Genomic DNA, 24,624 nt, shown 5'->3' with positions numbered 1-24,624 from the left:
AAAATCCATCCCAGTTTGAGCGGAAACTGCATCCCATTCCAGACAAGAATTCCGGGACACGCTTTCCGGATACAAAGAAGGCCACATGACGTGGCCTTCAACTTATATATGTTCAGCAGATTCCCCCATGACAAGCCGCGCTTCAATACCGAGGCGCCGGCCGGGCAGACGAACCGGGATACAGGCCCGCTACTTGATCTTGGTCGTACCCGGCGCCAGGTTGGGGTCGGTCTCGTTGGCCTCGGTCTGGAAGTGCTCCGTATAGACGTTCTTGCCGTCGCGGAACATCTCGTAGTATTGCATCTTGGCGTAATCCTCGCGCGCCTTGGTGGCGGCTGCTGCGGCGGCGTCGTCGCCGGTGACGTTGGAGGAGAGCGCCCAGCGCAGGCTGGCGTCCTCGTAGCCCACCGAGTTGATGGCGGGCAGCGACTCACGCAGCGTCATGTGCGCCTTCTGGTAGTCGGAGAGGGGTGCGCCGATCAGCTGCATAAGCTGCGTGGACAGGTAGTTGGTGGACAGGTCGTCGACCTCGCTCGTCTGGTCGCAGCCGGCAACGTCGTAGTTGGCCCAGATGATGTAGTCGGTCTGCCACAGACGCTCCTGATGCGTGGCGTCGTCCTCACCGGTAAACCACTTGTCGTTGAACTTGGACGGGAAGAACGGCTGGTGATCGCCCCAGAACACCACGACCACCTTGCGGTCGAGCTTGCTCAAGGCGTTAAGGAAGTAGCGCAGCGCCTGGTCGGACTGCTCGATGCACGAGACGTACTCGTCGACATCGGAGAGCGTGCCGTCCTCGACGGTCTTGGCGTCCAGATCGGTCGTGTCGATATTCAGGTGCATCTGCTTGTCGACCGGCAGCAGGCCCGTGTCGTAGCCCGAGTGGTTCTGCATGGTCACGTCGAAGATAAACTGCGGATCGGCGTTCTGGTCGAGCAGCTCAAGAATCTTGTCGTAGGTAGCCTGGTCGGTCACCATACCGCGCAGGGTGTCGGCTCCCTGGAAGTCGTTGATGGACAGGAACCGGTCAAAGCCAAAGTCCTTGTACACGTTCTCGCGGTTCCAGTTGGTGGCGTGGTTGGGGTGCATGGCGGTGGTGGAATAGCCGAGCGACTTGAACTGCTCTGCCAGGTTCCCGGTCGTCTCCATGTTGTAGATGGTGTAGGGGTACACGCCCGAGCCCAGGTTGGCCATGGAGTTGCCGGTCATAAACTCAAACTCGGTATTGGCCGTGCCGCCGCCGTAGGCGCTTACATAGAGCTTGCCGCGGCTGAGGCAGTTGGACAGGTTCTTAAAGTACTGCGGGCCCTCGTAGCCGGCGCGCATGTTCTGGTAGATGGACAGGTCCGAGAAGGTCTCGTTCATGATGGCGATGACCGTGGGCTTCTCGCTGTTGAATTGCTCCTTTGCGGCGGTGCGCTCGTCGCTCTTGGCGGCGTCGGACTTGTCGTAGGCCTTGGCGTACTTTTTAAGCGTGGCCTTGGCATCGTCGACGGAGTAGTCGGCGGGTTTGGGCGGCTTGATGGACTGTGCCGCACTAATAAAGGCAGGTAGATAGCCCTCGCGCCAGTAGCTCTCGAGCGGGCGCCAGGTGTAGACAGTGATGCCGAGGGTGTTGTAGTAGTCGATGAGCGTGACATGCGCGGTCACGCCGCCCAGGCACAGCACGGCGACGAGCAGGTTGGTGAGCAGCATGCGCTTGGCGTTGGCGGCGCCCTTCTGGCGATGCGGCGCGATCAGGCCGGCATACTCGCATAGCAGCATGGCGATGGCGGTAAAGCCCATGGACAGCACGCAGAACAGCGAGATCGAGAAGGTGTAGCCGTTGCCGGCGACCGCGGCGGCGGTGGAGATGGCCGAAAGGTCGCCCGGCTGGATGGGCATGGATTTAAACGTGATGACGAAGAACTCGGCAATGCCCAGGACAAAGAGGGCGAAGGCCAGGACCGCGGGAGCTGCGCCGTGGCGCTGGAACAGGAAGAACAAGCCAGCCATGAGCGTGGTGATGATGGCCCACTCGAGCAGGATGCACAGGGGGTAGACCCAGGTAAAGTCGTGGTTGGACGAGACCTCCATGCCCAGCAGCGCAAAGACACCGGCGAGCAGCAGGCACAAGACGGCGGCGACGAGCGGGCGGCCCACAAAGGCGCCGCGCAGACGGGCGAGCTTGCCGGTGGGGGCGGGGGCATCGGTAGCAGCGAACGCAAAGACGCGCGGTGCGATGCGGTCGCGGGCGATGCTGGCCCAGGCGCAGCCGGTGAGGATGGCGTTGGTCAGGATGAGCATCACAAAGGCGAGCGGCTCGTTTTGGGCGACGAGGCCCACGGCGCCCCAAATGGTCAAAAAGACCTGGAACAGACCAAAGGCGACGCTCCAGGCGATAGCGCCCTTGGCAACGGTGCCCGACTGTGCGCGAATGGTCTTGGCCTCGCGCAAGACAAGGTAGACGGTCGCCGCAAGACCGACGAGCGAGATGGCGGCAGCGAACATGCTGAAACTCCTCACAAATGCAAAACCTACGAAAGCGGGGATTTACCCGATTGTTACCAAGATATGCGCTGCAATTGGTAGCTGCGCACAACAACCAGCCATATTAACGCGCACGTATGGCGGTGTTGCGCAATGGAGTGCCCACCTGCGCGATAATGGACGGGAATTACATGGAAACGTAAAGGCTTCTTAAAGAAATGGCGAGGGTAGGGCGATGAGCGAGCAGGTTTGCAAGGCGGACATGGGCGGCGACGGAGCTGCGGTCGTGGACGCCGGCGGTTATCCGGTCGAGACTACGGGCAACGCGGTGCTGGACATTTTGGAACACCGTTCGTCCACGCGCGCTTTTGCGCGCGATGACAACGATCGTCCCGTAGCGGTGACCGACGAGCAGCGGGCGGCGATTTTGCATGCGGCGAGTCGCGCGCCGTCGGCGGGCGCCATGATGATGTATTCCATCGTGAGCATTCGCGAGCAGGCTACGCTGGACCGTCTGGCCGACCTGTGCGACCACCAGCCCATGATCGCCAAGGCGCCCTGGGCACTGATATTTGTGGTCGATTATGCCAAGTGGATCGATCTGTTTGAGCACGTGGGCTGCTTTGAGCCCGAGTTTGTCGAGCGCACGGGTAAAGCGCCCCGCCGCGCGCCGGGTTTGGGCGACTTTGCCATCGCGGCCCAGGACGCCGTGATCGCCGCGCAAAACGCCGTGGTTGCCGCCGAGGCCCTGGGGCTGGGGAGCTGCTACATCGGTGATATCGTCGAGAATGCCGAGGAAGTTGCCGAGCTGCTCAATCTGCCGCCCTATACCATGCCGCTATCGATGCTCATCATCGGCACGCCCCGTAAGGAGCGCCCGGCAATCGCGCACCCCGTGGTGAACCTGGTGCACGAGGAGCGCTACTGCCGTGCGGATGCCGCGACCATGGACGCGCAGGTGGCCGAGATGGATGCGATGTTTCGCCCGCATGCCCGCGAGGTGGGCGAGCGCGTGGTGGATATCTACACTCGCAAACACACGAGTCCCTTTATGACCGAGATGAGTCGCTCCATGGAGTGGTGGTTCAAAAACTGGCTCGGAAAATGACAGATGTGGTAAAGGGGCAGTCCCTTTACCACATTTCATATCGCCGCAATGGCCTAAAGACCGTATAAATGTTTATCTAGCTGGGAAAACGGTGCATTAAACCATGGGCCGATTACCTATAATCCCCTCGAACGTTAAAGTTGGGAGGAAACCGGCTTATGGAACAAAAGGTCAAGGAGGCAGCTTCGCACGCTGCGATTCCTGTGAGCATCTCGGCGATGCTCGTCACGCTGGGCGTGGTGTATGGCGATATCGGCACCAGCCCTATGTATGTAACCAAGGCGCTCGTTGCCGGCAACGGCGGCATCGGAAGCGTTACGCAGGAGTTCGTGCTCGGCGCGCTCTCCCTTGTTGTGTGGACGGTCACGCTGCTGACGACCGTCAAGTACGTGCTGATCTCGCTGCGCGCCGACAACCATGGCGAGGGTGGCATCTTTGCTCTGTACAGCCTGGTTAAGCGCTGCGGCAAATGGCTCATCATCCCCGCCATGCTGGGCGGTGCGGCACTGCTCGCCGATGGCATCCTCACGCCTGCCGTTACCGTTACCACGGCCATCGAGGGCTTGCGCACCATTCCGGCAGTCCATGCCGTGTTAGGCGACGATCAGGCCCGCGTCGTGGCCATCACGCTTGCCATCATCATTGTGCTCTTCTTGGTGCAGCGCATCGGTACGGCAAAGATCGGCCGTGCCTTTGGCCCCATCATGACGCTGTGGTTTCTGTTCCTGGGCGGTACGGGCCTGTTCTTTGTCTTCCAGTACCCCGCGGTGCTGCTGTGCCTCAACCCGCTGCGCGGCGTCGGCTTTTTGCTGAGTCCCAACAACCATGCGGGCATCATGATCTTGGGCAGCTGCTTCCTTGCCACCACCGGTGCCGAGGCGCTCTACTCCGACATGGGCCATGTGGGTCGCGGCAACATTTACGCTACCTGGCCGTTCGTCAAGTGCTGCTTGCTGCTGTCCTATATGGGCCAGGGCGCTTGGCTTATCAACAACGCCGGCAACCCGGAGCTCATGGGTATCGCCGACCTTAACCCCTTCTACCAGATGCTCACCCCGGGTCTGCGTCCCTTTGCCGTCGGCCTTTCCACCGTCGCGGCCATCATTGCCTCGCAGGCGCTCATCACCGGCGCATTCTCGCTGGTGTCCGAGGCCAGTCGCCTGGACCTCATGCCGCACATGCAGGTCTTCTATCCTGCCGAGACCAAGGGCCAGCTCTATATTCCCATGGTCAACAACGTCATGCTCGTGGGCTGCGTCATCGTGGTGCTGCTGTTCCAGAGCTCGGCGCACATGGAGGCCGCCTACGGCTTGGCGATCACCCTGACCATGATGTGCACGACGCTGCTGCTCTTCTTCTACCTGCATGTTGATCGCGGCCTTAAGGTCGCCCCGTATATCTTCGTTGCGTTCTTCCTTATGCTCGAGGGCTTCTTCTTTGTGAGCTCGCTCACCAAGTTCTTCCATGGTGGCTACTTCACCATCCTCATGGCTGCACTCATCATGGGCGTTATGGTGTGCTGGTACAACGGCACGGCGGTCGAGCAGCGTCAGTTTACGCTGCTGCCGCTGCGCAGCTATCTGCCGCAGCTCAAGCGCCTGCGCGACGACGATCGCTACGAGCTTATGAGCGACAACATCGTGTACCTGACCAAGGACACCCATACCGATTACATCGACCGTGATATCGTCTACTCGATCTTGGACAAGCATCCCAAGCGCGCTCGCGCCTGGTGGCTCGTGAATGTCGAGACCATGGACGAGCCGCATACCTTTGCCTATTCGGTCGAGACGTTCGGCACCGACTACGTGTTCCGCGTGCATCTGTACCTGGGCTACAAGATCAACCAGCGCGTCAATGCCTACCTGCGTCAGGTCGTTCAGGACCTGGCTGCCACCGGCGAGCTGCCGGCGCAGACGCATGACTACTCGGTCTACAAGGATCCGGGCAACATCGGCACGTTCAAGTTCGTCATGATCCGCAAGCTTCTGGCGCCCGAGAGTGACGTGGAGCCGAGCGAGCGCACGGCCATCACGCTCAAGTACATCATCCGCCGCGCCGCCGGTACGCCGGCGCGCTGGTATGGCCTGGAGAACTCCAACGTGAGCTTTGAGTATGTGCCGCTGTTCACCAAGTTCAAGGCTGTGAACAAGATGCAGCGCCTGGCCCCCAACGAGCGCCCGTAGGCGCCGACGGGTTGCATGGAGTTGGTTTTCGATGGACAAGATTGGGGCCGGAGAGGCAAACATGGATGCAAAGATACTTGATAGCCGCGAGGTGGTTGCCGAGCTGGTGCGTGAGGCGTGCGCCGATGCTGACGAAGATCGGTTTTTGACGAACCGTGCCAACATGGACATGGCCGATCGCGTAATTTCGATCGTGGCACTGGTATTTGGAGCGGTGTGCGTGTGTGCCCTGCTCGCGCACGTACTGTTTGTCTAGCGACTGCCGGTCGTAGAAGGCTTTACACTTAGAACCACCACGAGGGAAACCACCACAAAGGTGCCTGTCCCCTTTGTGGTGGTTTTTGTTTTTGAGAGAGGGGCGGGGCGCTGATGGACGTCCATGCGGACGGCGATATTGCCGAAAATTTTTGGTGGCGGCGCACGACGTCGACGCGTCGCGGCCCCCTGTACGACATCTGCGTGGCGGCGGGGCTGCTGTTAGCGGCGACGATTGTGGGCGTGCTGCTCGACCGCCCCGGTCTCGCTCCCAGCATCATGATCGTCTACGTGTTTGCCGTGCAGCTGTGCGCCTTTTTCACCTGGAGCCGCCTGTATTGCCTGTTGAGCTCGGCTGCCGCCGTGGCGCTCTACAGCTTCTTGTTTGTCGATCCGCGCTACTCGCTGTCATTTATCGACCGCGTCTATCCCGGCATGTTCTTCATCATGTTTGTGGTCTCGCTTGTGTCGAGCTCGATTGCGTTGGCCCTGCGCCGCGCCTTGGCACAGGCTGCCGCCAGCGACCGTCGCACGCATATGGTACTCGAGACCAACCGCATGCTGCAGCGGTGCGCCGATCAGCAGCAGATTGTCCATGCCATGGCAACGCAGCTGGCGCGTCTTTCGGGCTGTTCGGTCGTGTGGTATAGCGCCGACGCCGACGATGATGACCTGCTGCCGCGTGCGACGTACACGGCCGTGGGTGACGCCGCGCCGGTGCATGAACTGGCGCCGCAGATGCCGCCGCGGCTCTCGGCGTCCGCCTATGTGGGAACGCCGCTCGATGCCACCTATGGCGGCTCGGCGTTTTATGGCATCTACCTGACGGTTCGCACAGGCGACGGCTTCGTGCACTCGGGCGACCCCGCCTCGGTGGTGGGCGTGCTGGCTATCGTTGCCGCGCCCGACGTGCTGACGCACGAGGAGCGGATGCTGGCCGATGCCATCGTGAGCGAAGGCGAGCTGGCGCTCGATCGCGCCCGCGCCATGGAGGCGCGCGAGGAGGCAGCGGTGCTTGCCAAAAATGAGCAGCTGCGCGCCAACCTGCTGCGCTCCATCTCGCATGATCTGCGCACGCCGCTCACCAGTATTTCGGGCAATGCCGATGTCTTGCTCGATCAGGGCTCGACCGGCACCGCCGAGCTCGACGCCCAGACGCGCCGCGGCTTGCTGCTGTCCATTCGCTCGGATGCGCAATGGCTCAACGCTACCGTCGAGAACCTACTCGCCATCACAAAGCTCGAGGGCGGCGGCATGCATCTGTCGACCACGCTGGAGCTCATGGACGATATCGTCGAGGAGGCGCTGCGCCACGTAAGTCCGGCCGTGCGCGAGCACGACCTTAAGGTGGTGCCGTGCGATGAACCGGCGCTCGTCAACGTCGACGCGCGCCTGATGGTACAGCTCGTGGTGAACCTGGTGAACAATGCCATCACCTATACGTCCGCAGGCTCGCATATCGTGATTTCGATTGACGTCGACGATGGGCACGTGACGTGCTCGGTGGCCGATGATGGCCCGGGCATCGCGCCCGAGGATCGCGAGCGGATTTTTGAGTCGTTCTACACCGCCAACCACGGTCTTGCCGACAGCCATCGCAGTGTGGGCCTGGGTCTTTCGCTCTGCCGCTCCATTGCGTTGGCGCATGGCGGTAGCATAGAGGTTGCCGCGGCGGACCCGCACGGCTCGGTCTTTACGATTGAGCTTCCCGTCGCCGACGTTTCGTTTGATAAGGAGTAGCGCTGTGTCGAACTCTGCCGTAAAACCGCTTATCTTGGTCGTTGAGGACGACCCCGCCGTTCGCAACCTTATCGTTGCCGCGCTCGAGGCGCACGGCTTGCGCCATATGGCCGTGGAGACCGCCCATGCCGCTATCGCCGCCGCCTCGTCGCAGGCGCCGAGCATTGTGCTGCTCGATCTGGGCCTGCCCGATATGGACGGTGTCAAGGTGGTGGAGTCGGTGCGCGCATGGTCGGGCATGCCGATTATTGTGGTCTCGGCGCGCAGCGAAGACGCGGACAAAATCCGCGCACTCGATGCCGGTGCCGACGACTACCTGACCAAGCCGTTTTCGGTCGAGGAGCTGCTCGCGCGCATTCGCACGACGCTCAGGCGTCTTTCGTATGCGCAGGTTGGCATGGGTGCGTCCGAGGGCACGTTCGATACCGGTGAGCTGCATATCGATTTTGATGCCGGCATCGCCACGATGGACGGCGAGGAGCTGCACCTGACGCCGATCGAGTACAAACTGCTGTGCCTGCTGGCCCATAATGCCGACAAGGTGCTCACGCACCAGTTTATTTTGCACGAGATCTGGGGTACGGCGACCAAGAGCGACCTGGCGAGCCTGCGCGTCTTTATGGGTACGCTGCGCAAAAAGATCGAGTCCGACCCCGCGCACCCGCGCTATATCCAAACGCACGTGGGTATCGGCTATCGCCTGGTCACCCAAGGCTAGATCGCCAACCACCATCCCAATATGAGTTGCGGTGAAATACGGTCTAAATTTGCCTAATTCCAGGCAAAACAGTCCGTATTCCACCGCAACTTTGTTATTTGCTCTTGGGCTTGCTGGCGTAGAACTTCTTCTTTTTGGGCTTGCCTGCGGAGTCAGGCTTGCCGTTGCCGCGCGGCCCCCGGTCGCCGGCCTGCGCGTGCGCGGGCGCTGCCGCACGGGGCTTGCGGGCCTCGGGGTTGCGCAGCTCCTCGACGCGCTCGGCAATTTCCTCGGCGCTAAAGCCGACTTCTGCCATGGCGTCCTCGATGGGCAGGCGGCGCACGATGTAGCAGTGGTGCACCTTCTGGTTGCGTGCGAAGTCCTCGGGGATGGTCTGCGCCGTAATGTCCTCCAGCACGACGCCCGCGCGCGCGAGCTTGCGCGTTTCGGGGCGGAAGCCACGCAGGTTGCAGCTAAAGATGGCGTGGCCGCCCTGTGCGAGCAGGCGCGATACGCCGGCCAAAAGCTCAACATGGTCGCGCTGGACATCCCAGGTGTGGTGGCCCATCTTGGACGAGTTCGAGAACGTGGGCGGATCGACAAAGATCAGGTCCCAGCGGTTGCGCGTCTGGCGCTGGTCGCGAATCCAGGCGAGCACGTCGTCGCGCACAAAATGATGCTGAGGCCCCACAAAGCCGTTCTGGCGCATGTTGCGCTCGGCCCAGTCCAGATAGGTGTTGGAGAGATCGACCGTCACGGTCTCCTCGACGCCGCCATCGGCCGCGTAGCAGGTGGCGGTGCCGGTGTAGGCAAACAGGTTGAGGAAGCGGCGCGCCTGCTTGGCGTGCTCGCGCACCAGGTTGCGGGTGACGCGGTGATCCAGGAAGATACCGACGTCCAGGTAGTCGTCAAAGTTGACGGCAAAGGTAAGGCCGCCCTCTTCGATGAGTGGCAGACGACGGCGTGCGATATTGGCGCGCTCGCCCGAGCCGCCCTTGCCGGCGCCCTGCTTGCCGTACTGCGAGCCGCCGCGCGAACGCATGCGGGCCTTGGCGTGCACATGCTCGGCGGGAACATCTAGGATGCGCGGCGCGATGGCCAGAATATCGAGCATACGGGCCTGGGCCAGTGCGGGGTCGATGGTCTTGGGCGCGGCGTATTCGGCGATGACGAGCCAGCGGCCCGGCGTCTGCGGGCAGCCCTCGTACAGGTCGATGGCGGCGGAGTAGTCGGGCAGGTCGGCATCGTAGACGCGGTAGCAGCTCACACCCTCGCGCTTGGCCCACTTGCGGCGCAGACGGGCGTTCTTGCGCAGGCGGTTGGCGAACTGCTCGGACTCGGGGATGAGCACGGGCAGCGGCTTGCCGTCGCCCAGGTCGAGCGTGGCGGCAGGCTCGGGCATGGGGGTGCCGGCGGCGTTGTCGTTGACTTCGTCGGCATCCGTGACCTCGGCCTCGGCATCCGCACTGGTCGCAGCCTCAAACGCTGCGGCGGCGTGGTCGAGCGAAGGCCAGACTTCGACGGTCGCCTCCTCGTTGTTGGGCATGACGGCGATCGAGCGCTCGGGCTCGGCGTTGAGCGCGCGGGCCAGCAATCCGTCGCGGGTGAGCGCGGCGACCGGCGCCGCGGCAAGCTCGGGCGCGCGGCGCAGCTCGCCGACCAGCGTCATGGCGTCATGCATGAGCGAAAGCGGGGTCTCGGTCGTATCCGCGACGAGGGCGGCACCGGCGACGGCGCCCGCGTGGTCCAGTACGGTGGCAGATTTGGCAGCGCAAAAATCGACAAAGCGCTTGTAACCGGCGCACTTGACCATGCGCTCGGCGGTCTTGCGGGCGGCGGGGTCGATGTCTACAGCCACGATGCGTGCCTGGCGCTCGCGTGCTGCCGCCTCGCGCTCGCGTGCCTCGGCAAGCAGCTGCTCCCACAGGGCGGCGTCGTGCAGCTGCCAGCCCTCAAAGCCCCAGCGCTCGCGGGCGGCCCCCGGGGCGCGGTCGGTTAGGATATTCACGGCTTCCAGCAGCAGGCCGCCGCCGGCGCACGAGGCGTCGACCAGCGTGGGCAGGGCTTCGTTCTCGTAATCGTCGGCCGTTAGCTCGCGCTCGCACAGTGCAGTCCAGCCGACCTGCGAAAGCACCAGGGCGGCGTAGTCGGGGCGCAGCACGTGCGAGCCCTCGCCGGCGCGGGTCGCTGCGGGCGGCAGGCGCTTGAATAACGGATCGCCCGAAAGGTCCAGGCTGATGCTCGCGCGACGCTGGCGCAGCGAAAGCAGCAGGTGAACGTCGGGGTCGGCGGCATCGACATCGGCGCGACGGCCCGTGGTCTCGGCCAGACGGTCGCACAGCGCGTCCTTGGCGCGCAGGGCCGAGAAGCGCGTGTTGCACAGCTGTTCGGTCACGCCGCGGGCGGTGATGGCGATGGTGGCTCCGGGGCGAACAATGCTCTCCCAGGCGATGTCGTAAACGCTATCGTACAGCTCGTCGGCATCCTGCGCCTCAAAGCGCCCGAGTACCACGAACACGCGGCTCGCCAGGCGCGACCACAGACAGGCGCGGTAGCCTTGCTCGAGCTCGCCCTCAAATGTAGCGCGGCCCTTCAGCCGGCGAACATGCGAAAGCCCGAGGCGTTTAAGCTCATCGGCGAGTGCGGACTCAAAGCCCTCGGGGCAGCTTGCGTAAAATTCCATGGGTGACCTCTCTGGTTGCGTCGCTCCATTATATGATGGATGCTTCGTTTGCCCTTATCCTCGAAAGGAACCCATATGATTGATGCGTGCTCCTTGATTCCCATTTTCATTGCAACAGCCTCAGGACTCGGGGCCTCGCACAGGCTCCCGCCGCCTTACAGAACTGAAAGCTGGGCGTAGGGCAAATCCATGCCACGTGACCTGCGATTGCTCGGCCATAGATGGCGTAATCGAGGCCAAGGGAGGGCATCATGTGCGAGGGAAACGAGAGCTGGTTCTGGCACGCGAACGACATGGTGGTGGCGGGCGACATGAACCTCGTGGTCCGCGTCCTGTGGGTCGCGCTCATCGTAGGCATCGGCGTCGCGACGATGGCCACGCTCTGGATCGTCACGAGGTAGCGCGCCACGAACGGATGACGAGGCACGCGGCGCATGCCACGCTGGCGGAACCCTAGCCTCGCTGCTGGACGATCTGTTCGATGAGCTTCGCGACGGAGTCCTCGGCTGCGTCCCCGATCAGGTGATGGGCCGCGGCCTTCGCCTCTGGCATCGCGCCCGCGACTGCGTAGGAGTTCGGCACCTTTTCGAGGAGCGTCACGTCGTTTTCCGAGTCTCCGATAAAAGCGACCTCGTCCAGCGTGACCCCAAGGCTGCCGAGAAGCGCGTCGAGTCCGTTTACCTTGCTCCAGCCAGCCGGAACAACATCGAGGAAGAATGGGACGGGCGAGGGGAAATCAAGCTCTGGGCAGGCTTCCTTGCATCGACTCCGAACGACTTCCGTCGGGGCGGAGCTGACGTTGACGAAGATGCCGGCGGTGATGACGTCACGGTTCGTGGGCACGTCTCCGAGCGCCATGTCTCTTCCGGAGTCCTTAACGACTTCCAGGGCGAATTCGTCGCCAGGCTCGACGGCGCAGAGGAACTGCTCGCAGCGTTTGCCTGTCTCATCGACATCGGCGACTAGCCAGAGTGACGTCCCCGCGTAGGGGCGTACGGCGCTATCGAGCTTGACGAGGGCCTCCGTCGAGAGCGTCTTTTTGAACACGAGTTCGCCGCTGGAGAAGACCTTCTTTCCGTTGGCCATGATGCCGGTCGAGAAACAGCGCGCGTCGCCGTCAAAGGCATCGGCCAGGTCGGCGTAGTCGCGGCCGCTTGCGGGGCCGAACGCGATGCCCGCATCAAGCGCCGAAAGAATCGCGCTGTGCGTGCGCTCCGATACGACCCTTGAGCCAAACGGCAGCAGGGTCCCGTCCATGTCTGCGAGGATGAGCTTTATCAAGGGGTCCTCCCGTTTCGGTCTGGGCGTCGGTGCGCCGGTGTGCGTCGTCCTAGCTGCATTGCCTGTCTCCCAAGAGATTCTTCGAGATGATCCTGTTAAACTCTACCGGGTCATCCCAGCAAGAGGTCAGGAAGAGGAACAGCAGCTCGATGACGAAGTTGATCGAGCTGTGCGAGAAGGCGACCTCGGTTCCGGTGATGGCCTGATCTCGCGAGATGGCTCGGATGATATACGTGGCACGCTTCGCGAGCGGCGTATCTGGGTTGTCTGTGATCATGATGATGGGGGTGTTCGAATCCTCGGCAGAGTCGAATATGCTGACGAGGCGCTTCGAGTATCCGGACGTCGAAATGACGAGCAGGATGTCATTCTCCTTGAGGCTGGTTGCGGCGGAGACCATGGCATCGGTGGTACTGGGGCAAAACGCCCTGACTCCAACCTGTGAGAGCTTGAACGCCGCGTTTACGCCCATGCTAATCGAGTTGCCGACGCCCGCAATCAGGACGAGGTTGGCGTTGTGGAGCAGATTGACGACTGCCGAAAAGTCATCGGAGTCAATGAGCGAGGCGGTTTGGGAGAGCTCCTTGACCTTGTGAGACAGGACGTACTTAATGGAGCCCTCGACGTCGTCCAGAGTAACCTTGCCGCCCGTGGCCTTTTCCTCGCCGGAGGCCCTGCTGATGGATATGCCGAGCGCCAGACGCATGTCCGAATAGGTTCGGTAGTCAAGCGTCCTTGCGAACCTCGAAACAGACGCCGGTGACGTACCGGTTCCTGCGGCGAGTTCGCGGACGGTCATCGTTGCGACGTCCGACGGGTGGTCGAGCACATACGTTGCGATTGCCTTCTCCGAGGGGGATAGGCTGTTCATGACCGTGCAGATGTGGCTGAGCACATCCCCTGTCTTATCCATGGTTACTCCTTGGCCCTAGTTTGCTTCGTATCTTAGGTCAAGAGAGGTGAAAATAAAGCAAAATGTTTCATAAGCGGTGAAATAGCGTTTCACCGCTGATTTCCTACCGTTCACGGTAAATCGGTGCTTCCCCGGCGCAATCTCATCTTGAGCTGCTATCTTATGAGCCGTGAAACAACGGCACGAAAACGATAAAACAACAGAACATTGTTCCAACGCCTCACAACTTTGTTTCACGCTAGATGGCGAATCACTTCGAAGCCCAGACAGGCACCCGGCGAGCAAGAAGGGAGAAGCACGATGCACAACGCCAGGACAAACGCAAGCATGACTTCGCTGTTCTTCGCGAACGTCCTCTACTGGGTCTGCGCGGGCGTGTACTCGCCGTTCCTCTCCGCTCACTACACGAGCCTCGGCCTCAGCGCAGCCCAGACCGGCATCCTCCTCGCGGCGACCCCGGTGTGTGCGCTCGCTATCTAGCCGCTCTGGTCGACGATCGCCGACAAGCTCGGGCGCCGCCGCGCGGTCATCGTGATCCTCTGCCTTGCGGCGGCGGTACTCGCTCCGCTGTATTACCTGGCGTCGACGTTCGTCCCGGTCCTTCTCGTAACCTTTGCGTTCTCGGCGTTTTTCTCGGGGCTCCTGCCCCTGAGTGACTCCCTCGTCATCGAGCTCGCGGATCGCTCTGGCCTGGACTTTTCTCGCATTCGCATGGGTGGCACTATCGGCTATGCCATCGTCGTCCTGATCGTCGGCCGGCTGCTCGACATGGCTCCTCAAATCCAGTTCGCGGTGGTCTCTGCCGCGCTGGTGGTCTTCGCGGCTCACATGTGGCGCCTCCCCGAGGCGGGAATTCGCGCCAATGCCGCGGACGATCCCAAGGTCTCCCACGGAAAGGGCCTCCTCTCGCTGTTTACCAGCAATGAGATCGCCTTCGTCTTGGTCTTCGCCTTCATCAGTTCGGCCGCGATTGGCTTCATCGGGGCGTTCTTGGGCCGCTACGCGGTCGAGCTTGGCGAGGGTCAGAACCTCGTGGGCGTCCTGAGTGCGGTCTCCGCTGCGAGCGAGATCCCCATCCTGCTCGTTTCCTCCAAGCTGGTCAGGCGCTTCGGCGAGATGAACCTCCTGATCTTTTCCTGCTTCATGGCGGCGCTCAGGCTCGTGCTCGTGGGCACCGGCATCGTCCCGGTCATGATCTGCGGCCAGCTGCTGCAGAGCGTGAGTTACATGACCGTCTACTACTCCTGCGTTACCTACATTGCCAACCACACTTACGAGGATTGTCGCGCTCGAGGTCAGAGCGCCTTCGCGATGGTTCAGAGCGGTCTGTCCGTCGTGGTTGCGAACCTGTTTGGCGGTTGGGCGTGCGACGCGCTCGGCACGCACGCGGGTTTTCTGGCCTTCGCCCTCGCTTCAACGATTGCTGCGGTCGTTGCTTTTGTGGCGTACGTACTGTGGCGTCGAAGCGCAGCGCCACAGCCTGAGGGCCAGTCGGCCGCATAGGTTCCACCGCGTTTTGCAAGCGCCTGCCTGCTTCGCGCTTCTCTTCGTGTTCAACCAGCTGACGAGCTGAGAACTGTCCAATCCAATGGTTATCCAAGTGAAAGGAAGACAAAGATGTCTCTCATCAAGGTCAACGAGCTTCTTCAACATGCGACCGAGCACCACTATGGCGTGCCCGCGATCAACGTCATCAACACGGAGACCATCCGTTATGCGATCCAGGCCGCCGAGGATGAGCACATGCCTATCATCATCCAGTACTGGCCCGGCTTCGAGGACCACTGTGCCCTCGACATCATCGCCTTCGCCGCCCGCTATTACGCCGAGCGCGCGAGCGTGCCCGTCGCCGTCCACCAGGATCACTCCGCTGGTTACGAGATCGCCGTCAAGGGCGTCAAGGCCGGTTTCCCCTCCGTCATGGTCGACGGCTCCTCGCTTCCCTATGAGGAGAACTTCCAGCTCACGAAGGACGTCGTCCAGGTCGCCAAGATCTTCGACGTTGACATCGAGGCCGAGCTCGGCCACGTCGGCAACGGCTCCGACGCCAACGACTTCGTGAACAGCGACCACTATACCGACCCGAACCTCGCCGAGGAGTTCGTCGAGGGCACCGGCTGTGGTTCGCTCGCCATCGCCGTCGGCAACGCCCACGGCCCCTACGTCAAGGTCCCGAACCTCGACATGGAGCGCATCAAGGCCTGCAGGGAGGCCGTCAGCGTCCCCCTCGTCATGCACGGATGCTCCGACATCCCCGACGAGCAGCTCCAGGAGGCCGTGAACCTCGGCATGAGCAAGTTCAACATCGCCACGGAGTACTTCCGCTCCATGTACCGCGCCTTCGAGAAGGACATCAGCTCCGGCAAGAACGACGGCAACGGCATTGGCCTCCTGATGGACGCCGCCCCCGACATGCGCGCGTTCGTCGCAAGCAAGATCCAGCTTCTGAACCCCAACCACTATTCGCTCTAGGAGAGACTCGATGAAGAAAGTTCTTGTCGCGTCGCACGGTCACCTCGCAAGCGGAATCAGGAGCTCGATCGAGATCCTGACCGGTATGGCGGACATGGTGGAAGCAGTTGACTGCTACGTGGACGACTCCGATTTCACCCCTCGCATCCAGGCGTTTATTGACTCGGTGGGCCCTGAGGACGAGGCCATCATCTTCACCGACATCTACGGTGGCTCCGTCTTCCAGAAGGTCGTCCTCATGGAGCCGGAGAAGCGCGGGATCGTCCATGTTACCGGTATGAACCTCGGCCTCGTGATCGAGGCGCTCCTCGGCGCTGAGCCGGTCACGGCAGATTCGATCAAGCAGAGCGTCGAGCTGGCGAGGGCGACGATGCAGGTCGTCGAGCCTCCGAGCAAGGCCGCGGACAACGAGGGGTCCGACGGAGACTTCTTCGATTAGAGAGCACTAATAAGTAAGGAGAGGAAACAATGATTGTTCAGGTTCGAGTCGATGACCGTCTGATTCACGGGCAGGTCGCCCTGGTGTGGACCAAGGAGCTCAACACCACCAGGATCATCGTCGCCAACAAGCACGCCGTGGAGAGCGATGCCCTTCGCATGACGCTTTCCATGGGTACGCCGGCGGGCCAGAAGCTCCTCGTCAAGGATGTTCCGGATGCTTGCCGCATCGCGAACGATCCGCGTGCGGACTCCATGCGCATCTTCGCGCTCACCAACTGCGTGCGTGACGTGCTTGAGCTCGTTAAAGGCGCACCGGGCAAGATCGAGGGCGTGAACGTTGCCAATGTCGGCCGCTTCGACAAGTCCGATCCGGATAGCAAGGTCGCCCTTAACTCCACGATCATGCTCAACCCGGATGAGCTCGAGGCCGCGAAGGAGCTTTGCGAGCAGGGTATTCCGGTTTTCCATCAGCTTATCCCGTCCAATCCCAAGACTCCTCTCAAGAGTCTGATCGAGGCGGCGGAGAAATAAGGGGATTTGGCCAGGCGGTCAAACGAAATGAGAGAAAGGAAGTCAAATGATTGGGTTAGCAGTAATGGCCTGGTTGACCGTGCTGATTTGCTACGGCGGCAACTGGGTTCTCGGTCAGTGTATGATCGAGCGTCCTCTCGTGGTCGGCCTCGTTGCGGGCCTTCTGATGGGCGACGTCAAGACCGGTGTCATCATCGGTGCCTCTCTCGAGGCAATCTTCATGGGCGCGGTTAACATCGGTGGCGCCATCTCCGCCGAGCCCGTTACCGCGACCGCCCTCGCCGTCGCCTTCACCGTTGGCGCCGGCATCGACCAAGGCGCCGCCATCACGCTGGCCGTTCCCGTTGGCGTCGTCACCGCGTTCCTCTCGATCTTCATGAACAACGTGTTCCTTGCGTTCTTCGCCGCCACCTTTGACAAGATGGCCGCCGAGGGCAACGAGAAGGGCCTCGCGCTTCAGCACTTCGTTCTCTGGTTCGTTAAGTACGCCGCCTTTGGCTTCATCGCCTTCCTCGGCGTTTACCTTGGCGCTGAGCCCGTTGCCGCTATCGTCAACCAGATTCCGGCCAATGTCATGAGCGGCCTCAACGCCGTGGGCGCCCTCCTGCCCGCCGTTAGTATGGCGCTCCTGCTCCAGATGCTGTGGAGCACCGAGCTCAGCATCTACTTCTTCCTGGGCTTCACGCTCTACCAGTACCTCGGCCTCCCGATGATCGCCATCGCGGTTCTCGGCGTCATCATCGCGGTTGCCTCCGCCCTCCGCGACAAGGAGATTTTCGATCTCACCAAGAAGGGCTTGGCCACCCAGGCCGTTTCCAACGACTCTGTAACCAGCGACGAGGAGGATTTCTTCGCATGAGCAACCTGACCAAGAATGTGAGCCCTGAAGACAAGAAGATGCTCAACAGCATTTTCCTGCGCTCTTTCTCCGTGTTCGCCTCCTGCGCCGGCGGTTCCGTCAAGGCTGGCGCCGACGGCTGGCTGTACTCCGTCCAGCCCGCGCTTAACCGCTACTACGCCGATGACCCCGAGGCCCGTGCCGAAGCCATGAAGCGTCACACGACTTGGTACAACATTACCCAGAACGTCGGCACGTTCGCCATGGGCCTCGTCGCCTCCATGGAGAGGGAGAACTCGCAGCACGAAGACTTCGACACCGAGTCCATCGACGGCATCAAGGTTTCCCTGATGGGCCCGATGTCCGGCATCGGTGACGCAATCTTCTGGGGCGTCCTGCGTGTCATCGCTGCCGGCATTGGCATCAACCTCGCCATGAGCGGCTCGCCCCTCGGCGCGATCATGTTCCTGCTGATCTACAACATCCCGTCGATCCTCTGCCGATACTTCATGACCTACCTCGGCTTCAGCATGGGCACCAACTTCATCTCCGAGATGTACGAGGGTGGTCTCATGAAGCTCATCACCAAGGCGACCTCCACGGTTGGCCTCGTGATGATCGGTGCCATGACTGCGGCGAACGTCCAATTCAACACGATCCTGTCCATTCCGGTTCAGGACTCTGACCCCGTCATGATTCAGACCTACCTCGACTCGGTCTTCAAGGGCATCGTGCCCCTGGGGCTTACGCTCGTCGTCCTCTGGCTCCTGCGCAAGAAGAACGTGAACGTCAACATCATCCTGGTTGGCATCATGATTCTGGCGCTCGTCCTCGGCCTCGTGGGCATCGTGTAGGGCGGCTTCCGGATCATTCGAAGCTTGTTTAAGGCAATTCCCGGCGGCACGCGATCGAGGACATTCGACGCGTGCCGCCCCATTAGAAGGAGAGAACATGCGCTACACGCACCTCAAGAATTCCGATGTCGACGTCTCCCAGCTCGCTGTGGGCACCTGGGCGATCGGCGGCGACTCCTTTGGTGAGAACGATGACGCCGCCAGCATGTCCGCCATCCGCACCATGCTCGATCACGGCGTCAACCTCATCGACACCGCGCCGTGCTATGGCAACGGCACGTCCGAGAAGGTCGTCGGCAACGCGCTCAGGGGCGTCGACAGAGAGAGCTACCTGCTCTCGACCAAGGTTGGCCTGATCACCAGCGCCGCCGGCTATGACCGCGACTCCTCGTTCAAGAACATCATGAGGGAGGTCGAGAGCTCGCTGCGCAACCTCCGCACCGACTACATCGACTTCTACTTCGTGCACTGGCCCGACGCTAAGACTCCGTTCTCCGAGACGATGTGCGCCCTCCAGCTCCTCAAGGAGCAGGGCAAGATTCGCAACATCGGCGTCTCCAACTTCACGACCGAGATGATCGAGGAGTGCGAGAAGGTCGCTCAGATTGACGTCCAGCAGCCGCCCTACTCTATGGTTGACCGCTCCTCCGAGGACCTCATCAAGTGGGGCTACGAGCGTGGCATCGACTCCTTCACCTATGGCTCCCTTGGCGCGGGCATCCTGTCGGGCAAGTTCCGCGAGCTGACGAAGTTCGAGGAAGGCGACGTCCGCGGTGGCTTCTACGACTACTTCCGGGAGCCCAAGTTCTCGCGCGTCCAGGAGCTGCTCAAGGTCATGGACGAGATCGCCGAGGCCCACGACAAACCCGTGGCGCAGGTTGCCGTGAACTGGAGCACCCAGAAGGAGTACGTGGGCACCGCTCTCGTGGGCGTGCGCACGGACGCCCACGCGATTCAGAACTGCGAGACGTTCGAGTGGGAGCTTTCCGCCGACGAGATGGCCAAGCTCGACGCCAGGCTCGACGAGCTGAAGATCGGCTAGCCATGAGCGCCGAGGATAGGAAGTACCCCACTTCCGAGCTTGAGGTGCTTGAGAGTGGCGCGAGGGAGGTTGTCGAGCCTAACGGCCTGAGGCTGATGCTGAAGCCCGTGCCGGGTGACGACCGCGAGCACGTGCTCGATCCGCGCGTCTATGCTCGTGCGCACGCGAAGCTCGCTGCGGCTCCTGCGGCGGGGTCGGCGCCGGCCGGACCGGTGGACGTGATCGCGTGGCGCTCCGCGCCCAACAAGGAGACCCACGTCGTGAGGGGCGCGAACGTTGCCAAGAAGACCGTCGTCATGAACTTCGGCGACAAGGGCATTCCGCTGCACATCTTCACGCCGGAGGGGCACGAGGATGGGTCTGCCGCGCTCGTGTTCATCCATGGCGGCGGGTTCATGGTGGGTAACATCGGCCAGTACGAGAACTGCCTGCGCGACATCGTGGAGCGCACGGGTTGCGTCGCGATCTATCCGGAGTACCGCCTGTCTCCCGAGACGATGTTCCCGGGTGGCGTCGAGGACTGCGTGAAGACGCTCGACTGGCTTGTCGATCACGCTGACGAGCTGGGCGTTGATGCGACTCGCATTGCCGTGGCTGGTGACTCTGCGGGTGGCAGCCTGTCGAATGCCGTCGTGCTCGAGGGCTCTCACGCGGATAGGATCAAGGCGGTTGTCGAGCTTTATCCGCTCGTTGATGGCGGTCCCGTTCCGGATGAGTGGTCCTATGACCTGTACGAGGTCGTGGATGAGCAGAGGCCCGAGGCGCTGAGCAGGGTTGATCGCATTCGCCTCGCCAACAACGACCTTCCGCCCATGTACGTCAACGGCGATGCGGACAAGATGCTCGACCCGCTGATTTCCGCGCTGTTCGCGGAGGACGTGAGCGCGTTCCCCCGCACGGTCATCATCTCTTCCGAGTATGACTATCTGCGCTATCAGGACGAGCTGTTCGCGAAGAGGCTGCAGGATGCGGGCGTTGACGTCACTGCGATTCGTTATCGCGGCTGCGACCACGGCTTCTTCGAGATGTACGGCGTGATGCCTCAGGCTGAGGATGTCTGTCGCGTCATCTCCGAGGAGCTTGCGAAGATCTAGGGGCTCGTCGCGGCGACCTCCTGGACGAGTGACGGTCCGGCGGGATGCTAGGTGCGTCCCGCCGGACCTTTGCGTTGGCGGGCGCGTGTGGGGTTTGCCTCGGCGGTGCCGGATTGACTGGGAGACGCGTTTACCGCCGATCTTCCAAGCGAGCCCAGCAAGCAAACCGCGAGCTGAGCCCCAAGGGCATTGACAAGGGCGTGGGCGTGGCGCAAGCACTGGAGTATCTGGGATGCAGCCGTAACGCGCACACCTTTGGCTTCGGCGATTCGGGCAACGACCTGGGCATACTCGCCGCTGTCGAGATGGCTGTCGCCATGGGCAACGCCATGCCCGAGGTCAAGGCGGTCGCCGACTATGTGACCGACGACGTCGAGCACGACGGCACCGTCACGGCGATGCGCCACTTTGGGTTGATCTAGCGGGAACCGCCCAATTACCGTTCACCCGCGGCGGGCGGCTCAAATGGGCCCGCCCTGCAAAATCGTTTTGCTGCTGGAAGGTGTGCTCAAAAACGCTAAAGTGTTTATACCGTTCGCCGAGAAGATAAAAACCCGCAGCTCACGCCTTGATAAACATAGGTAAAGTGTTTAGCAGTTTATCGGCCGTATGCAAACGGAAGGAATCAGGCAGATGGCAATCAAGGTGTTCGCTGACGGTGCAAACCTCGAGGGCATGCTCGACATGTACGAGAACGGCAACGTTCAGGGTTTCACGACCAACCCGTCCCTTATGAAGAAGGGCGGCGTGACGGATTACCGCGCGTTTGCCAAGGAGGTCCTGGCTCACATCACCGATGTGTCCGTCTCGTTTGAGGTCTTTGCCGACGACGTCGAGACCATGGAGGTCGAGGCTCGCGAGATCGCCACCTGGGCCGAGAACGTCTACGTCAAGATTCCGTGCGTGACCACCAAGGGCGAGTCCACCGCCGAGCTGGTCCGCAAGCTTTCGGCCGATGGCATCAAGGTCAACGTCACCACCATCTTTACGCCCGAGCAGGTCGACGAGATGGTCGAGGCCGTTGACGCCGAGACACCGTCTATCATTTCACTCTTTGCCGGCCGCATCGCCGATACCGGCGTCGATCCCATTCCGTTTATGACGGAGTCGGTCAAGAAGGCCGCCGTCAAGCCCAACTGCGAGGTCCTGTGGGCGTCCACGCGCGAGCTCATCAACATTTACCAGGCCGAAGCCTGCGGTTGCCAGATCATCACGGTACCCAACAGCATCCTGGCCAAGCGCAAGAACATCGGCCGTGATCCGTACGAGGTCTCGCTCGACACCGTCCGCGGCTTTGCCAAGGATATCGCCTCGCTCGGCTTCCATATCCTGCCGTAGGGTGAACACTGGCTGTGTCGCGGGTTGTTCGCCCCGGTCTTTCCTTTCCCTATCGCTCACGCGCTTCGCGAGAGTCGCGCTAGGCAAAGGAAAGACCGGGGCTGCCGACACGAGCTTGCCGGTAGGTTGGTGATTGGCTTCCATATCCTGCCGTAAGCAAGGGTACCCCCGCCTGCGCCGTGCAAAATTGAGAGTATTCAGCAAGGTAAAGGTCTTTATCAGTTGACCGAAGCATGGAACGGCCCCCGTTTTGGCTCTGACGACGCTAAAACGGGGGCTGTTTTTTGCTTTTTCGTCTCTGAGGGGCATCCGGAACGGTGGAATTTGCAGAATACTCGCGATTTTGCACATCGCTACAGGGGGTACCTTTGCTTTGGCGGTTTACTTTCCCTGCACCATGGTGAGCGAGATCTTCTTGCGGTCGCGATCGACCTTTTCTACCCACACCTTGACCGTGTCGCCGACGCGCACCACGTCGTTCGGGTGCTTGACAAAGCGATTGGCCAGCTTGGAGATATGCACGAGGCCGTCCTGGTGCACGCCCACGTCGACGAACGCGCCAAAGTCGACGACGTTGCGCACCGTCCCCTTGAGCTCCATGCCGGGTTCCAGGTCGTCGATGGAAAGCGCCGAGCGGCTAAAGACCACCTCGGGCGCGTCGTCGCGCGGGTCGCGGCCGGGCTTCTTGAGCTCGTTGACGATGTCGATGAGCGTGAGGGTGCCGCAGTTCAGGTCACTTGCCAGCGCCGAGATACTGCCCAGACGGCGCTCGATGTCGGGCACGCCGCCGCGGCTGAGCTCGCTGGCTTTAACGCCGGCGCGTTCCAGGACGGACGTGGCCACCTCGTAGCTCTCGGGGTGGACGCTCGTCGCGTCGAGCGGGTTCTTGCCGCCGCTGATGCGCAGGAAGCCCGCGGCGTTGAGGTATGCCTTGGGTCCTAGTTTGGGGACCTTCTTAAGCTGGCGGCGATCGGTAAAGGCGCCGTTTTCCTCGCGGTAGGCCACGATGTTTTTGGCCACGCTCGGCGTGATGCCCGATACATATCCCAGCAGGCTTGCGCTCGCGGTGCTCACGTCGACGCCCACGCGGTTGACGACGTCCTCCACCACATGGCCCAGGGTGCGCGAAAGCTCGGCCTGGTCAAGGTCGTGCTGGTACTGGCCAACGCCGATGGACTGGGGCGGAATCTTGACGAGCTCTGCCAGCGGGTCTTGCAGGCGGCGGCCCAGGCTCATGGCGCCACGCACGGTGACGTCCAGGTCGGGATATTCCTGGCTGGCGAGCTCGGAGGCGGAGTACACCGATGCGCCGGCCTCGTTGACGATGGTGTAGCGAAGGCTGGGCGCCTGCTCGGCAATGAACTCCGAAACGACTTCCTCGGTCTCGCGGCTGGCGGTGCCGTTGCCGATGACGATGGTGTTGACGCTGTCCTTCTTGACGAGGCGGGCGAGCTCGCGCTTGGTGCCGGCGACGTCGTGGCGCGGCTTGGTGGGGTAGACCACGCCGTGGTCGAGCAGCTTGCCGGTCTCGTCCATGACGGCGACCTTGCAGCCGGTGCGGTAGCCCGGATCGAGCGCGAGCACGCGGGCGCCGCGCACGGGGCGTGCCGAGAGCAGCCCCTCGAGATTCTTGGCAAAGACATTGATGGCCTCGGTCTGGGCGCGGACGGTGAGTTTGGCGCGGGCCTCGCGCTCCAGCGAGGGGGCCATGAGGCGCTTGTAGCCGTCGGCGATGGCGGCGTCAAAGACGGGCGCGAAGACGCCCTGGCGTCGGGGCCAACGGCTGCCGAGGCGTGCCGTGGCGGCAGCGCCGTCGACGTTCACGCGCACGCGGAGCTTGCCCTCGCGCTCACCGCGGTCGATAGCCAGCACACGGTGGTTGGGTATACGGCGCAGCGGCTCATCATAGCTGTAATACGGCTCGTAGGGAGTCTTCTCCGCGGGGTCGGTGGCCTCGACGACGATGTCGGCGGTGTTTTGCGTAAAGGCGCGCAGGTCGGCGACGTTCTCGGGGTCCTCGGCTACCGTCTCGGCCACGATGTCGGCGGCGCCGGCGAGCGCCTTCTCGGGCGTGTCGAAGCCGGCCTCCTCGTTGACGTATGCCGCGGCGGCGTCGAGTGCGCTGCCCTTGGCCGAGGCCTGCATGATGATCATGTTGGCGAGCGGCTCCAGGCCGGCCTCGCGGGCCTTTTGCGCGCGGGTCATGCGCTTTTTGCGGTAGGGCTTGTAGAGGTCCTCGACACGCTGGAGCTGCGTGGCCTCGCGAATCTGCTGCTCGAGTTCGGGCGTGAGTTTGCCCCGGGCGTCGATGAGCAGAACGACGTCCTCTTTACGCTGCTCGAGATTGCGCAGGTAGGACAGGCGCTCGTCGAGTGCGCGCAGGGCGACGTCGTCCATGCCGCCCGTGGCTTCCTTGCGGTAGCGCGAGATAAAGGGGATGGTGTTGCCCTCGTCGATGAGCTTGACGGCTGCCTCGACGTTGGCGGCCTTAAGGTTGAGCTCGCGGGCGAGCTGGGCGATAAGATCCATGAAACTCCTTGCGGTAAAGGTGCGTTTGCAGCACAGAGCTACCAAGGATACCACCCGTCCCAAAAGACTGTTTTGGGGTTGCGCCACGAAAGGGGCCTATCTACTACGTTTGAACCGTATGGGTCGACCATCCCCCGGTTTTCCGAAAATCGG

21 protein-coding genes and 1 pseudogene are annotated in these 24,624 nt (G+C 62.1%); 17 read left to right on the top strand and 5 right to left on the bottom strand.

The features are described 5' to 3' along the window. Positions 1 to 189 precede the first annotated feature (189 nt). Positions 190 to 2,490 (bottom strand): LTA synthase family protein, encoded by a 2,301-nt coding sequence (locus AAA138_RS09605; protein ID WP_349090635.1) that lies wholly within the window; start codon positions 2,488 to 2,490, stop codon positions 190 to 192. 214 nt (positions 2,491 to 2,704) lie between these two features. Here AAA138_RS09605 and AAA138_RS09600 point away from each other — a divergent pair, with 214 nt between their 5' ends. From AAA138_RS09600 to AAA138_RS09580, 5 genes are all read left to right on the top strand, one after another. Further along, entirely contained in the window at positions 2,705 to 3,577 is an 873-nt protein-coding gene (locus tag AAA138_RS09600) for a nitroreductase family protein (protein ID WP_349090634.1), read from the top strand. Positions 3,578 to 3,735: 158 nt separating this feature from the next. Beyond that, positions 3,736 to 5,763: a KUP/HAK/KT family potassium transporter gene (locus tag AAA138_RS09595; RefSeq protein ID WP_349090633.1), complete on the top strand. Its 2,028-nt coding sequence runs from the start codon at positions 3,736 to 3,738 to the stop codon at positions 5,761 to 5,763. 31 nt (positions 5,764 to 5,794) lie between these two features. Next, positions 5,795 to 6,019: a hypothetical protein gene (locus tag AAA138_RS09590; protein WP_349090632.1), complete on the top strand. Its 225-nt coding sequence runs from the start codon at positions 5,795 to 5,797 to the stop codon at positions 6,017 to 6,019. A 113-nt stretch (positions 6,020 to 6,132) separates the two neighbouring features. Beyond that, complete coding sequence (locus AAA138_RS09585; protein WP_349090631.1) at positions 6,133 to 7,758, top strand: ATP-binding protein; 1,626 nt, start codon at positions 6,133 to 6,135, stop codon at positions 7,756 to 7,758. A gap of 4 nt (positions 7,759 to 7,762) precedes the next feature. Then, positions 7,763 to 8,476 (top strand): response regulator transcription factor, encoded by a 714-nt coding sequence (locus tag AAA138_RS09580; RefSeq protein WP_349090630.1) that lies wholly within the window; start codon positions 7,763 to 7,765, stop codon positions 8,474 to 8,476. Positions 8,477 to 8,570: 94 nt separating this feature from the next. Here AAA138_RS09580 and rlmKL read toward each other — a convergent pair whose 3' ends face one another. After that, positions 8,571 to 11,138 (bottom strand): bifunctional 23S rRNA (guanine(2069)-N(7))-methyltransferase RlmK/23S rRNA (guanine(2445)-N(2))-methyltransferase RlmL, encoded by a 2,568-nt coding sequence (gene rlmKL, locus AAA138_RS09575; RefSeq protein WP_349090629.1) that lies wholly within the window; start codon positions 11,136 to 11,138, stop codon positions 8,571 to 8,573. Between the two features lie 251 nt (positions 11,139 to 11,389). Here rlmKL and AAA138_RS09570 point away from each other — a divergent pair, with 251 nt between their 5' ends. Further along, entirely contained in the window at positions 11,390 to 11,539 is a 150-nt protein-coding gene (locus AAA138_RS09570) for a hypothetical protein (RefSeq protein ID WP_158567043.1), read from the top strand. Positions 11,540 to 11,591: 52 nt separating this feature from the next. On the opposite strand, the gene AAA138_RS09565 is transcribed toward AAA138_RS09570, so the two are convergent. Further along, positions 11,592 to 12,419 (bottom strand): HAD family hydrolase, encoded by an 828-nt coding sequence (locus tag AAA138_RS09565; RefSeq protein ID WP_349090628.1) that lies wholly within the window; start codon positions 12,417 to 12,419, stop codon positions 11,592 to 11,594. 49 nt (positions 12,420 to 12,468) lie between these two features. Further along, the gene (locus tag AAA138_RS09560; protein ID WP_349090627.1) at positions 12,469 to 13,332 is read right to left on the bottom strand and encodes a MurR/RpiR family transcriptional regulator; all 864 of its coding nucleotides are present in this window, start codon (positions 13,330 to 13,332) and stop codon (positions 12,469 to 12,471) included. Positions 13,333 to 13,632: 300 nt separating this feature from the next. Here AAA138_RS09560 and AAA138_RS09555 point away from each other — a divergent pair, with 300 nt between their 5' ends. From AAA138_RS09555 to AAA138_RS09505, 11 genes and pseudogenes are all read left to right on the top strand, one after another. After that, positions 13,633 to 13,812 (top strand): hypothetical protein, encoded by a 180-nt coding sequence (locus AAA138_RS09555; RefSeq protein WP_349090626.1) that lies wholly within the window; start codon positions 13,633 to 13,635, stop codon positions 13,810 to 13,812. Positions 13,813 to 13,824: 12 nt separating this feature from the next. Continuing rightward, a pseudogene (locus AAA138_RS09550) lies at positions 13,825 to 14,835 on the top strand (MFS transporter); the annotation flags it as partial. A gap of 114 nt (positions 14,836 to 14,949) precedes the next feature. Beyond that, the gene (locus tag AAA138_RS09545) at positions 14,950 to 15,804 is read left to right on the top strand and encodes a class II fructose-bisphosphate aldolase (RefSeq protein ID WP_346973850.1); all 855 of its coding nucleotides are present in this window, start codon (positions 14,950 to 14,952) and stop codon (positions 15,802 to 15,804) included. 10 nt (positions 15,805 to 15,814) lie between these two features. Further along, positions 15,815 to 16,243: a PTS sugar transporter subunit IIA gene (locus AAA138_RS09540; protein WP_055251942.1), complete on the top strand. Its 429-nt coding sequence runs from the start codon at positions 15,815 to 15,817 to the stop codon at positions 16,241 to 16,243. A 29-nt stretch (positions 16,244 to 16,272) separates the two neighbouring features. Beyond that, complete coding sequence (locus AAA138_RS09535) at positions 16,273 to 16,776, top strand: PTS sugar transporter subunit IIB (protein WP_055251944.1); 504 nt, start codon at positions 16,273 to 16,275, stop codon at positions 16,774 to 16,776. A gap of 46 nt (positions 16,777 to 16,822) precedes the next feature. Continuing rightward, positions 16,823 to 17,635 (top strand): PTS sugar transporter subunit IIC, encoded by an 813-nt coding sequence (locus AAA138_RS09530; protein ID WP_349090625.1) that lies wholly within the window; start codon positions 16,823 to 16,825, stop codon positions 17,633 to 17,635. Then, positions 17,632 to 18,468 carry a PTS system mannose/fructose/sorbose family transporter subunit IID gene (locus AAA138_RS09525; RefSeq protein ID WP_349090624.1) on the top strand — a complete coding sequence of 279 codons (837 nt, stop codon included), beginning with the start codon at positions 17,632 to 17,634 and terminating at the stop codon, positions 18,466 to 18,468. The genes AAA138_RS09530 and AAA138_RS09525 overlap by 4 nt, the downstream gene beginning before the upstream one ends. Before the next feature lie 97 nt (positions 18,469 to 18,565). After that, positions 18,566 to 19,510, top strand: a complete 945-nt coding sequence (locus AAA138_RS09520) for an aldo/keto reductase (protein ID WP_349090623.1) — start codon at positions 18,566 to 18,568, stop codon at positions 19,508 to 19,510. 2 nt (positions 19,511 to 19,512) lie between these two features. After that, positions 19,513 to 20,604: an alpha/beta hydrolase gene (locus AAA138_RS09515; protein ID WP_055251952.1), complete on the top strand. Its 1,092-nt coding sequence runs from the start codon at positions 19,513 to 19,515 to the stop codon at positions 20,602 to 20,604. 113 nt (positions 20,605 to 20,717) lie between these two features. Further along, positions 20,718 to 21,026, top strand: a complete 309-nt coding sequence (locus AAA138_RS09510; protein ID WP_349090622.1) for an HAD hydrolase family protein — start codon at positions 20,718 to 20,720, stop codon at positions 21,024 to 21,026. A 211-nt stretch (positions 21,027 to 21,237) separates the two neighbouring features. Continuing rightward, the gene (locus AAA138_RS09505; RefSeq protein WP_349090621.1) at positions 21,238 to 21,942 is read left to right on the top strand and encodes a transaldolase; all 705 of its coding nucleotides are present in this window, start codon (positions 21,238 to 21,240) and stop codon (positions 21,940 to 21,942) included. Positions 21,943 to 22,323: 381 nt separating this feature from the next. Here AAA138_RS09505 and AAA138_RS09500 read toward each other — a convergent pair whose 3' ends face one another. Continuing rightward, complete coding sequence (locus AAA138_RS09500; RefSeq protein WP_349090620.1) at positions 22,324 to 24,471, bottom strand: Tex family protein; 2,148 nt, start codon at positions 24,469 to 24,471, stop codon at positions 22,324 to 22,326. Between the last annotated feature and the right edge of the window lie 153 nt (positions 24,472 to 24,624).

The sequence above is a fragment of the Collinsella sp. CLA-JM-H32B genome (genome assembly GCF_040098065.1).
In the GTDB taxonomy this organism is placed as follows: Bacteria; Actinomycetota; Coriobacteriia; order Coriobacteriales; family Coriobacteriaceae; genus Collinsella.
Note: the sequence above shows the minus strand (reverse complement) of the source record. Positions and strands in the feature narration are given on the sequence as shown.